Genomic DNA, 11193 nt, shown 5'->3' with positions numbered 1-11193 from the left:
GCGCCATGGTCGAAATCTTCACAACCGGCGGCGGTGAGTACATCGTCAATGTCTTGAACGCCGTCGCCGCGTGGACCGGGGCCGGTGGCTACAAGAGCCTGATCCAGGTGGCGCTGGTCTTGGGCATGGCGCTTGCGGTCATTGTCGTCGCGTTCAACCAGGACTGGCGCGCCTGGCTCAACTGGTTCCTCGGCGCGACTCTCATCTACATGTGCCTGATGGTTCCGCGCATGGATGTGCAGGTCACCGACCGCGTCAATCCGAGCCTTGCACCGGCCACGGTCGCCAATGTCCCGCTGGGCCTAGCGCTCATGGCAAGCTTTACCAGCCAAGCGGGCGACTACCTAACCCGTTCCGCCGAGCTCGTCTTCGGCCTTCCCGACGATCTCAACTATTCGAAGAACGGCATGATTTACGGCGCGCGCCTGCTCGAAGCGACGCGGTCCCTGCGCATTGCCGACCCCGAATTTGCCGCCAATTTCGACGAACATGTCCGTCAATGCGTATTCTACGACCTGCTGCTCGGTCGCTACTCGATGAAGGAATTGTCGGAGAGCAACGATATCTGGGCGACCATTGCGCCCGGCAGTGCCGCGCGTGCGCAGCGCTTCCTCACCCGGCAGGCGGACGATAGCGTCACGGCCACGATCATCACCTGCCGCGAAGCATACACTGCGCTCTCCAACCAGTGGGCCGGGCTTATCGATGAGATGACACAGGTCGCCGGGCGCCAGCTCTACCCCCGGCAGACCGAAGCGCTCGCGAAGGCCAAGCTCATCGCCGACCTGCCGATTGCCTATCAATACCTCACCGGCGTCTCGAAGGATGCAAGCAGCATCTTCCGCCAAGTTCTGACCATCAACGCCATGAACCAGGCGATGCATGGATTTGCCGGAGCTAGCGGCGCATCGAGCGTCGATGTGTTCGCGCTGACCCGCGCCGATATCCAGACCGAACGGACCTATTCTTCGATCGCGCATAACGCGATGAAGTGGGTCCCGATCCTCAATGTCGTCCTGACGGTCGTATTCTACGCGCTTTTTCCGGTGCTCTTCCCACTGTTCCTGATGCCCAAGACCGGACCGATCGCGCTCAAAGGATACGTCACGGGCTTCTTCTATCTGGCAGCTTGGGGGCCGCTGTTCGTCATCCTGCACATGATCCTGATGCTCAAGGGCGCGAGCGATGTGGCGGCAGCGGGCGGCGCAAGCGGGCTCAGCCTCGCGACCTTCTCCGGCATGACCGACGTCAACAACGATATCGGGATCCTGGCCGGCTACCTCGTCGCATCGATACCGTTCCTTGCAGGCGGCGTCGCCAGGGGCGCGCTCGCAATATCGGGCCAGGCAACGAGCTACCTCAATCCGAGCCAGAACGCGGCAGAAGAGGCGGCGCGCGAAGCGAGCACCGGCAATGTTTCGCTCGGGAATACCAGCCTTGAGAACTCGAACGTGTTTTCGCGGCAGTTTGCGCAAGCCAGCCTCGCTCCCAACATTGGCTACGGCGCCGCGCAGACGCGAGCCACAAGCGAAAACGGCACCCAGACCACCGGCTTCCCTCAAGCCGAATTCGCCACCGTGCCGACCTCGAGCTATCCGTTCACCCCGACACTCGGGCAGGACTTCTCGAGCCGGCTTGCGACCATGGCGAGCCAGAGCCGCGGCCAGAGCGAGACCTTCTCGAACCTTGCCCAGCAGTCGACGAGTTCGGCTGTCACCCGCTTCAGCGAGCTACGCGATGCGTACACCCGCTCGCGCTCGAACGAGAGCGTCAGTGGCACGTCAACGAGCGACAGCATCGGCAGCGCCTTCAGCGAGGTCGACAACGCCTCGAAGACACTTCAGCAGCAATTCGGGCTGTCGCGCCGCGCGGCCGATGACATCACCGTATCTTGGTTCTTGAACGGGGATGGCGCTCTAGGACTGAAGGGAGAAAAAGGCGCTGGCTCGGCGAGCATAGGTGTTAAGGGAGGACGCAACCAGAGTTGGACCGACAGTGATATCGGGATCGCCTCCGAGGATCGCTCGCGCATCATGGGCGCGCTGAGCCAGATCTCGGACAGTCGCAGCTGGTCGAGCACGCGCGAAGGCTTCCTGCGCGAAACGAGTTCGAGTTCGGAGGCGCTGGTGTCAAGCAGCTCGGCCGGGATTACCACGTCGATCACCGAAGCGCAGAGCTATACCCGCGAAGCGCGCCGAGCCGAGGAGATCGCCAGCCGCCTCGAGAACCAGGCGAGTTGGTACGAGAGTGCCAATGCCGCAGGCACTCTCAACCTCAGCCAGGCCTATCGCGAATGGGGCATGGCGGAGATCGAGGCTAACCGGGATTACTACGGTCCGGTGCGCTTTGACGACATCGACTTCCAGATGAGCGTGCGGGGCCAGCAGCTTCAGGCGCGGTTCGTCGAAGGCTATGCGGACCAGCTCAATGCCGAGATCTCGGGCGACCTGGTCTTGCCGGCCTCTGCGTCCATCGCTCGGCCCTCGGCGAGCAGCGCCGAGAGCGTCCGGGGATCAGTGCGGCTTGACGGTGTGCCGGGAAGCCTGAGCGCCCCGTCCAGCGAACGTGAAGACATCGCCCGTGATGTCGATCGGGTGCAGCAACAGGGAGATCGACGGATCGGGACCGTGAAAGGCTACCTCGATGGCAAGACCCGCGATGCGAAGGGAGCCTCGGCCGAAGCGGCAGACGATGTTAAGGAATGGTAGGCTGCTAAAGGATGACGTCGTGCACAATTACGAACACGACAAAAGCTGCCAATGCAGCAAAAATCGCAATCAACTTGAGCCGTCCCCAAGGGTCAGCCCAAGTCTTTTTCCAGGTGTAGGAAGTGAGACGGTTCTCGGCGATGGCCCGGTCGACTTCACGAAGACCTTCCCAGTCCTGCTTGCCACCAGTGGGATTGTTGTCTGGATCGCTCATCGCTCATTCTCCTTCAGTGGTAAATCGGCGCTCTCACCTCTAAATCGTCCCAACAGATCGCTGATAAAATAGACAAGAAGCATCACGAAAGCGAGAACGCTATCTTGGCCTGCAGACTCGAAAATTTATTGCGTCGAAGATCGATCAGCTATGCGAGGACGGCGAGCAGAACGGGGCAAGACTCTGGCAGGTTGTGGTCCGTCGCTATGAGCAACTTGCCGCGCGCAAGTCCCATTCCTGATGGAACTGTTGGGATCTCCAGCCTCGACTGACTGCAGATAGGCTTCCAGCCGCTCTAGCGTTCGTCGACGCGGCCTTCGTCCTTGCCGGAGGTCGAGTACGAATCGAGGATCACCGACTGCGCGCCTGCCGAAGCGTGTAGCCGAAATATGATGATCTTTCAGATGCTTTTCGATCCGTTCCAGCAAGGTCATGACCCTTTCGCTCCGACTCGCAAATCCCTTGTGTTCCTGTTATGTTCTTAGTAAGATCATATCCGCGAGTCTAGGAAAATTCCTACGATTGAGATTCGAAGGACAGACAGATGGAACATGTCAGGGAAGAGCTCGACCGGCTGATTCTCAAGGGCGGATATGGCTACGCCTCGATATCGCGGCTGCTCGGCCGCAATCCCGCTTATGTACAACAGTTCATCAGGCGCGGCTCTCCAAGAAAGCTCGATGACGAGGATCGAAAGACGCTTGCCTGCTTCTTCGGTGTCGACGAGCAAGTGCTCGGTGGTCCGGCTAATCCGGTCACCGATGGCATGGTCGAGATCCCCGTACTCGATGTGGAGGCATCCGCCGGCTTTGGCGCGGTAGCTGCTAGTGAGACTGCACACACCCGGTTCGGGTTCGATGAGCGGTGGCTGCGGCACCTGACTTCGGCCAAGAGCGCCAGCCTGTCGATCGTCGGCGTCAAGGGTGACTCGATGGAGCCCACTCTCAGTGATGGTGACGAGGTTCTGGTCGATGCTTCAGATCACGGCTCGCGACTGCGAGACGGGATCTACGTCCTTCGTTCTGATGATACCCTCGTCGTGAAGCGGATCGCTATCAAGCCAAATGGTAGGCAGATCACCATTGCCAGCGACAATCCGGCTTACCCTACCTGGCACGACATGGATCGGTCGGAAGTTCACGTGGTGGGCCGGGTTATCTGGTTTGGCCGAGCCTTGTAGCGGCAGGACTTGGGCCGTTAGTTGACGGTCGGCTTTCGGCGCTGGTTTCGCAAAAAGCGGACCTTCCGCCTCCGACCCAATTGCGGATATAGATGGGTAATTGGAATTACCGCCATTCTTCGGCGTTGGCGTCGACTACAGCTGGTAAAGTTACCTTCTCTCGCGGCGACCGCTGGGCCCTTTAGGCATCGCCCAAATTGCGCTGCATTGCGGCCAAAGTAGACTTGAATGCCTCCAAGTCCTCGTCCTTTATTCCTGTGAGCAGGCGCGCATAGACCTGATCCGCTTCGACTCGCATTTTCGGAAGCAAGTCGATTGCAGCGGATCGCAGGTGCACCTGCCACACACGGCGGTCGTTTTTGGCGCTGCGCCGTTCGACCAAGCCCAATTCTTCTAGCCGGTCGATCGCTTGCCCGATGCTTGCCCGCTCCAGCTCCAATTGACCGGCCAATTCGGTCTGGGTCATGCCGGGTGTCCGGTAGAGATAGGCTAACGCACGCCACTGGGTGCGGGTGAGTCCAAACTGCTCGAGTGAGGAATCGAAGGTACGGCGCAATCGTCGCGTGAGCTCTTCCAACAGAAAAACCAACCGGTCTTGATCGGTCAGGAATGGCGCCGCTTTTTCATCGGGATCGTGGTCGAGCTTTGTTGCCATGCAAGGCACCTTAACACAGCATCGACTTAGATAAAGTCATTTACTGTAAATCAATTTACAATATAGTGGCTTGCGATATGGAGATTTTGACCACCAAAATTCATGGAGCGGGAGGACTCTCCCTTGCCGCAGAAGTGATTGGTGGCGACAACGCCATGCCCGTCCTGCTCGCACATGGCGGCGGGCAGACGCGCCGTGCGTGGAAGCGCGTAACAGGTGATTTGGCCGAAGCTGGCTACCGCACAATTGCGATTGATATGCGCGGTCATGGCGAGAGCGATTGGGCTGCGAGCGGAGCATACGATATTCGCGACTTCGCTTCCGATCTTGTAGCGATTGCATCAGGCATGGAGTGCAAACCAGCACTCGTTGGTGCTTCGCTGGGGGGACTGGCCGGGATCATCGCCGAGGGTTATCTCGCGCCAGACACTTTCGCTTCCCTGACCCTTGTAGACATTGCCCCGCGCATGGAGCCGGGCGGCGTGATGCGTGTGGTCGGTTTCATGGAACAGCATGTCGATACCGGCTTTTCTTCACCTGAAGAAGCGGCGGGAATCATCGCGAGGTACATGCCGCATCGCCGCAAGCGCGGGGCTGGAGAGGGACTGCGGCGCTACCTGCGCAAAAAGGATGATGGCCGCTACTACTGGCACTGGGACCCGGCCTTTATCCGTAACATCATGACCACGAAGCGAAGCGATCCGGCTCATCAGGATCGGCAATTCGATGCGCTGAGCGATGCGGCCAGTCGGCTTTCGTTACCAGTGCATCTCATTCGCGGCGGATCGAGCGATCTGGTTTCCGAAGAGGCGGTGGCGCATTTGCGCGACCTGGTCCCGAACACCGAATATTCCGACATCGCAGATGCCACGCATATGGTGGTGGGAGACGCCAACGACGCCTTTTCGGAAGCGATCCTCGATTTTCTGACCCGCCATCACTCTCCCCAAGGAACTACAGCATGAGCAAGGAGCACGGTCCAATCGATTGCGAACGTCTTGATGAGCTGTTGCGGATTGCTCCGTTTCATCAATGGCTCGGTCTGACGGTAAAATCGTATTCTAGCGAGCAGATTGAGCTCGAAATGCCGTGGCGCGAAGAGATTATCTCGAACCCGATGATCGGTTCAGCTCATGGCGGCGTGCTGGCATCGCTGATTGACCTCACAGGGCTCTACACATTGCTGTCGCAAGGTGTGACAGCGAAGGTGACAGCCGACCTGCGCGTTGATTATCATCGCCCGGCGACTTCTGGGCCCCTCATTGTGACGGGTCAGGTGGTCAAGGTCGGAAGGCAAATCTCGGTTGCCGAAAGCCGGATAGTTGGACCGGACGGCAAACTGATCGCCAGCGGCAGGGGTGCCTACATATGTTAGCGCGCGCCACCCTAACGGCTTTCTGTTTGGCTCTTGCTGCATGCTCAGGTGGCGTGGACGGAAGCGAGGCGGGGCAAGACGCGCAGTCAGGTCCGCGCAAAGTTCAGACAATGGTCGTCGAACCCGAATTGCTCGCAGAACCAGTAAAAGCATTCGGCACCATTGCAGCCAAGCAAAGCAGTTCGATCGGAGCGCTCGCAGAGGGGCCGGTTGAGCGCATTTTCGTAAAGGTCGGCGACAGGGTATCGCGGGGCCAACCACTCTTTCGTATCCGTCAGGCTGATTACCAGCGGCGCGTCGCCGAAGCGCAGGCCGCCGTCGATCTAGCTAGCGCCCGAGCGATCGAGGCAGAACGGCGCTACGAGCGCGTTATTGCGCTTGCACCTAAGGGTTTTGTATCAAACGCGCAGGTCGATGCGGTCGAAACGGAACTTGCCGTTGCACGAGCGCAAAAAACGCAGGCTCAGGCAGTGTTCGGCACCGCGCAGCAAGCGTTATCTGATACCATCACGCGAGCGCCTTACGATGGCGTTGTTACCGCTCGGTTGGTCGATGAAGGGGTCTACCTCAACAACCGCTTTTCGATGGGCGGTCAATCAGCAGCGCTCCAATTGCAGGAGCTCGGAACGGTCGCCGCCATCGTGAACGCGCCACAGGAATATGTTGACGCCTTTCGGCGAAATATGCCCGCTCGCGTCTACATCGAAGGGTTCGACGAGCCGATTGATAGCATAGTCTATATTATCAACGACCGGGTCGACCCTGAGAGCCGGATGGTCGAATTGCGGCTGCCGATTGCCAATCCAAATTATCGCATCAGCTCAGGTTTGGGGGCTCGCGCTGAAATCAACGTCCCACCCGTTTCGGCGATAATCCTCCCTCGAACCGCAATCCGTGGCGATAGTGCTGCCGCGCACGTTTTCATTGTTGAAAACGGGAAGGCACATGGGCGCGAAGTTACTTTCGAGAGCATCGATCTTGATCGGGTGCGCATTCTTTCAGGCTTGGCCGCAGGGGATGAATTGGTCCTCGATCCGCCTTCGACTTTGCGTGACGGTGAAACAGTAGAGTCCCGCCAAATGAGCGATGCAGACTGATATGTGGCTCGCTGACGTATCGATCCGGCGCCCCGTCTTCGCTACGATGCTGATCGCCTCGCTCGTGGTGCTGGGACTTGTTTCGTTCAATCGGCTCGGCGTCGACCTTTTCCCAAAGGTGGAGTTTCCATACGTTTCAGTAACGACGGCGCTTCCTGGCGCCTCGCCCGCATCCGTGGAGACCGAAGTTACCGACATTGTCGAGGAACAGCTCAATACCATTGCGGGATTGCGTCAGATGCGGTCGACCAGTGCGGAGGGTGTGAGCATCGTCAATCTCGAATTCGAACTCGAGGAAGATGCCGATGTGAAAGCGCAGGAGGTGCGCGACAAAATGTCGCGGCTTGGAGCCGATCTGCCTGCCGATTCCGAATCACCGGTCATCGAAAAGGTCGATCCCGATGCCGCGCCTATTCTCTCGGTTCTCATGTCGGGGGACATGCCCGCTCGTGACTTGACCGCTTTCGCAGACGAGGAGGTCAAGGAGCGTTTACAGCGCGTCCCCGGCGTCGGTTCAGTCGAGCTGGTCGGCGGACGCAAGCGGGAAATGCGTATCTGGCTCGATGCAGCCGCGATGCGCGCTCGCGGAGTGACTGCGGACGACGTACTCGGCGCAATTCAGCGCGAGAACTCCGAACTGCCGGGTGGTCGGTTGGTCACCGAGGGGCGCGCGCGCCAATTCGGTGTCCGCATACTCGCCGAAGCGGATAGCGCGGCAGAATTCGCGGCCATACCCATCGCCTATCGACCCAATGGCCAAACCGTTCGGATCGGCGACGTCGGGCGGGTAGAAGACTCGATTGAAGACGAGGCCAGTTATGCTCAGCTCGACGGTGAACCAGGCGTTGTTCTTGAAGTCCGCAAGCAAAGCGGTGAGAACACAGTCGCCGTCGCCGAACACATCCGCGCCGACATTGAGGAGCTGCGAGCTTCGGCACCAGAAGGCGTCACCTTCGTCATCGCGCGCGACACTTCTCGCTTCATCGAACAGGCCATCGGAGACGTGCTGTTCGACCTGTTAATTGCCGTGGTTCTGGTGGTCGCGGTGACATTCCTTTTCCTTCTCAGTTGGCGCGCTACGATCATAGTATTGCTGGCGATCCCCACTTCGATAGTCGCAAGCTTCATTGCCTTTGCGGCGTTCGATTTCACGATCAACATGGTCACTTTGTTAGCGCTGACGGTCGCTATCGGCCTGCTGGTCGATGACGCGATCGTCGTCGTCGAAGCAGTTCAAAATGATGTCGATGAAGGTGCTGACGCAACTGGAGCGGCTCACGCAGCCACTAAGCGGGTTGCGTTGGCTGTTCTGGCTGGAACTTTTGCGACTTTGGCAGTGTTCGTGCCAATCGCGTTTATGGAAGGAATAGTTGGCCGCTTTTTCTTTCAATACGGTCTTGCAATCGTCTTCTCCGTCAGCGTCTCGATGCTGGTTGCCTTCACGCTCACACCCGCGCTTTCGGCCCGGTTGCTGCGTCCCGAAGAAAAGGAGAGCGGCTGGTTCGCACGCATAGAGCGATTCCATGTCGGGATGCGACAACGCTACGAAAGGCTCGTATCTTGGGCGATCCGCCGCCGCTACGTCGTACTAGGCGGCGCCCTTGCCAGCGTATTCGTGGGGGGGGTTTTTGCGGCGCTCGTGCCCAGCACATTCATGTCCACTACGGACCGCTCGGAATTTCTCGTCACGATCAAGCTACCGCTCGGCACAGGGATAGCCGGGGCAAAGGATGCAGCGCAGCAGGTGGATGCCGCTCTGCGCGAAAATCCCGAAGTCGAACTCGTTTTTGTCAGTGCGGGCAGCGGGACCAATCCAAAGATCAACGAGCTCGATATCTATGTCGGCCTTTCGCACAAACGGTCACGCGACGTGACGCAAGACGATATAATGACCTTCGCACGCCAGGCAGCACTCGACGGAGTCCCGAAGGCACGCCAAGTCGCGGTGGAGGAAGTCCCGTGGGTTTCCGGTGCCGGGGTCGGACAGACCGCGATAGAGCTGATCATCACAGGGCCGGATACCGCCACAATCAATCGCTACGCGCAATGGCTCGAAAGCGAGCTGTCCGCGCGATCTGATTTCGTAGACGTGCGCTCCACATATGAGGGTGGCAGACCTGAGTTGCAGATCGCGCTCGACCGTGATCGGGCGGCGGATCTCGGTATTTCTGCGCGCGACCTTGCGGCAGCTTCGCGGACACTCGTAGGCGGGAGCGATGCCGGGACGTTCGAGACGGGTGGACGCCGCTACGACGTTCGGGTCCGGTTGGAGGAAAGCGAGCGACAGCGATTGAGCGACATAGAGGCGCTGCCCCTCAGGACAGCGCAGGGCAGTCTGGTCGATTTGGCAGCAATTGCCGACATTGATGTCACGCTGAACGCCGCAGAAATCGAACGCATTGATCGATCGCGCCAGATTTCGGTGCTCGCCAATACCGCGCCGGGTGTTCCGTTGAGCGTGGCCGTCTCGGATTTAGAGGGCTTGCTTGCCGCCAACCCACCGCCAGCTGGACTGTCTACCCAAATGGAAGGCACAGCGCGCCGCCTCGCTGAAACGAGCGAGGCCATTATCTTTGCCTTCATCTTAGCGATTGTCGCACTCTACATTGTCCTCGCAAGCCAGTTTAACAGCTTCGGGCAACCGATCATCATCATGCTCACCGCGCCGCTGTCCTTCTCGGGCGCGTATTTTCTCATGTGGGCAGCAGGTCAGGAAATGAGCTTGTTTGCGCAAATCGGCATGATTGCGCTTATGGGTATCGTGATGAAAAACGGCATCCTGCTTGTCGATCGCGCCAACCAGTTCCGCGATGCTGGCAAAGATGCTGCTGCGGCCATGCGCGATGCCGCGCCGGAACGGCTGCGACCAGTCCTCATGACCGCGCTGGCTGCCGTTTTCGGAATGATGCCCGTCGCATTGGCACAGTCAGACGCTGCGGAATGGAGAAACCCCATGGGATTCATCATTATCGGCGGTCTCACGACATCTACCTTCCTGACATTGTTGGTGATACCCGCAGCTTATGCGGCAGCCTCGGATTTGCGGAAGCTCGTGAGCAACTTTCGATCCTCGCTCTTGCATGGACCGTCCTAGGTCGAAGCGTTGGCTCAACCGTTACCGGTTTTGTGATCGGCGCAGGGTAGAACAAGCATTGTCCGCATTCACCTCCAGAAGCGGACGCTGGGCCATTTGAGATCAGCGCCCAACTCCAGTCAGATCTCAGTTTTCTCAGCGAGAGTAAGAGCATCTTCAATGTCGACACCAAGATACCGCACGGTGTTCTCGATCTTGGAATGACCGAGCAGTATCTGGATTGCACGTATGTTGCCTGTGGCTTTGTAGATGATTGAAGCTTTGGTCCGGCGCAGTGAGTGGGTGCCGTATTCCTCAGGACGCAAGCCAATAGCCGTCACCCACTCATCAACAAGCCGCGCGTACTGTCGCGTGCTCAAGTGGCGTGTTTGATCAACTCTGCTCGGGAAGACGAAGTCCTCCACGTCACCACATCTGAGCTCGAGTCACGCAAACAGGCTTGCACGCGCATCTGATGCGATCTCAAACTGAACAGGTCGACCTGTTTTGCGCTGCGTGATTGTTGCTCGCGTCCGGATTTCCGGGCCGCTGACTAGGTCGCCGATTTTGAGCTCGACGAGATCACAGCCTCGCAGTTTGCTATCGATCGCCAAGTCAAACAGAGCGCGGTCTCTTATGCGCTCCTCGCGATCAAGAAAGAAACGGATCGCCCAAATCTGCTTTTGATTGAATGGACGCTTGGGACCGATCTTAGCACCGAAGTTCCAAGGCACTCGGTTTTGAGAAGCAGGATCAAATTGTGAATAGGTCATTGTCATTCTCCTTGGCCGGAATGGCCGCAGAGAATGTCCGCTTTCGGGAGCTAAGATCTCGGATGGCTACGTCCGACATTGGGGCGCATTGCCGCCGTTCGCGCTCCTGACTAATCGG

The 11193-nt window shown here is 58.7% G+C and carries 9 protein-coding genes and 1 pseudogene; 7 read left to right on the top strand and 3 right to left on the bottom strand.

Annotated elements, in window-relative coordinates:
• Positions 1-5 precede the first annotated feature (5 nt).
• Positions 6-2708: a conjugal transfer protein TraG N-terminal domain-containing protein gene (locus ACG9DO_RS08490; protein WP_173214055.1), complete on the top strand. Its 2703-nt coding sequence runs from the start codon at positions 6-8 to the stop codon at positions 2706-2708.
• A gap of 4 nt (positions 2709-2712) precedes the next feature.
• Here the strand turns inward: ACG9DO_RS08490 and ACG9DO_RS08485 are convergent, their stop codons facing one another.
• Positions 2713-2922 carry a hypothetical protein gene (locus ACG9DO_RS08485; RefSeq protein ID WP_173214054.1) on the bottom strand — a complete coding sequence of 70 codons (210 nt, stop codon included), beginning with the start codon at positions 2920-2922 and terminating at the stop codon, positions 2713-2715.
• A gap of 109 nt (positions 2923-3031) precedes the next feature.
• On the opposite strand from ACG9DO_RS08485, the gene ACG9DO_RS08480 reads away from it, so the two are divergent.
• Positions 3032-3163, top strand: coding sequence for a DUF6961 family protein (locus tag ACG9DO_RS08480; protein ID WP_371815550.1), 132 nt, complete (start codon positions 3032-3034; stop codon positions 3161-3163).
• 303 nt (positions 3164-3466) lie between these two features.
• On the top strand, positions 3467-4102 hold the full coding sequence (locus ACG9DO_RS08475; RefSeq protein ID WP_173214052.1) for a S24 family peptidase: 636 nt from the start codon (positions 3467-3469) through the stop codon (positions 4100-4102).
• 181 nt (positions 4103-4283) lie between these two features.
• On the opposite strand, the gene ACG9DO_RS08470 is transcribed toward ACG9DO_RS08475, so the two are convergent.
• Positions 4284-4757, bottom strand: coding sequence for a MarR family winged helix-turn-helix transcriptional regulator (locus ACG9DO_RS08470; protein WP_173214050.1), 474 nt, complete (start codon positions 4755-4757; stop codon positions 4284-4286).
• A 77-nt stretch (positions 4758-4834) separates the two neighbouring features.
• Here ACG9DO_RS08470 and ACG9DO_RS08465 point away from each other — a divergent pair, with 77 nt between their 5' ends.
• From ACG9DO_RS08465 to ACG9DO_RS08450, 4 genes are all read left to right on the top strand, one after another.
• Positions 4835-5722, top strand: coding sequence for an alpha/beta fold hydrolase (locus ACG9DO_RS08465; RefSeq protein ID WP_007163783.1), 888 nt, complete (start codon positions 4835-4837; stop codon positions 5720-5722).
• Complete coding sequence (locus ACG9DO_RS08460) at positions 5719-6132, top strand: hotdog fold thioesterase (protein ID WP_173214048.1); 414 nt, start codon at positions 5719-5721, stop codon at positions 6130-6132. Before ACG9DO_RS08465 ends, ACG9DO_RS08460 begins: the two co-directional genes overlap by 4 nt.
• Before the next feature lie 110 nt (positions 6133-6242).
• Positions 6243-7229: an efflux RND transporter periplasmic adaptor subunit gene (locus tag ACG9DO_RS08455; RefSeq protein WP_173214046.1), complete on the top strand. Its 987-nt coding sequence runs from the start codon at positions 6243-6245 to the stop codon at positions 7227-7229.
• Entirely contained in the window at positions 7219-10323 is a 3105-nt protein-coding gene (locus ACG9DO_RS08450) for an efflux RND transporter permease subunit (protein ID WP_173214044.1), read from the top strand. The genes ACG9DO_RS08455 and ACG9DO_RS08450 overlap by 11 nt, the downstream gene beginning before the upstream one ends.
• 119 nt (positions 10324-10442) lie before the next feature.
• Here ACG9DO_RS08450 and ACG9DO_RS08445 read toward each other — a convergent pair.
• A pseudogene (locus tag ACG9DO_RS08445) lies at positions 10443-11075 on the bottom strand (tyrosine-type recombinase/integrase).
• Between the last annotated feature and the right edge of the window lie 118 nt (positions 11076-11193).

It is taken from the genome of Altererythrobacter sp. GH1-8 (assembly GCF_043702085.1).
GTDB lineage: Bacteria > Pseudomonadota > Alphaproteobacteria > Sphingomonadales > Sphingomonadaceae > Erythrobacter.
The sequence above is the reverse complement of the archived record's forward strand: the minus strand, read 5'-3'. Positions and strand labels throughout refer to the sequence as shown.

What these genes read in the sequence shown, in the direction of transcription:
- ACG9DO_RS08455 (WP_173214046.1), top strand. Translation starts at nt 6,243, where the DNA reads ATGGTCGTCGAACCCGAATTGCTCGCAGAACCAGTAAAAGCATTCGGC.
- ACG9DO_RS08485 (WP_173214054.1), bottom strand. Translation starts at nt 2,922, where the DNA reads ATGAGCGATCCAGACAACAATCCCACTGGTGGCAAGCAGGACTGGGAA.
- ACG9DO_RS08470 (WP_173214050.1), bottom strand. Translation starts at nt 4,757, where the DNA reads ATGGCAACAAAGCTCGACCACGATCCCGATGAAAAAGCGGCGCCATTC.
- ACG9DO_RS08450 (WP_173214044.1), top strand. Translation starts at nt 7,219, where the DNA reads ATGCAGACTGATATGTGGCTCGCTGACGTATCGATCCGGCGCCCCGTC.
- ACG9DO_RS08490 (WP_173214055.1), top strand. Translation starts at nt 6, where the DNA reads ATGGTCGAAATCTTCACAACCGGCGGCGGTGAGTACATCGTCAATGTC.
- ACG9DO_RS08465 (WP_007163783.1), top strand. Translation starts at nt 4,835, where the DNA reads ATGGAGATTTTGACCACCAAAATTCATGGAGCGGGAGGACTCTCCCTT.
- ACG9DO_RS08460 (WP_173214048.1), top strand. Translation starts at nt 5,719, where the DNA reads ATGAGCAAGGAGCACGGTCCAATCGATTGCGAACGTCTTGATGAGCTG.
- ACG9DO_RS08475 (WP_173214052.1), top strand. Translation starts at nt 3,467, where the DNA reads ATGGAACATGTCAGGGAAGAGCTCGACCGGCTGATTCTCAAGGGCGGA.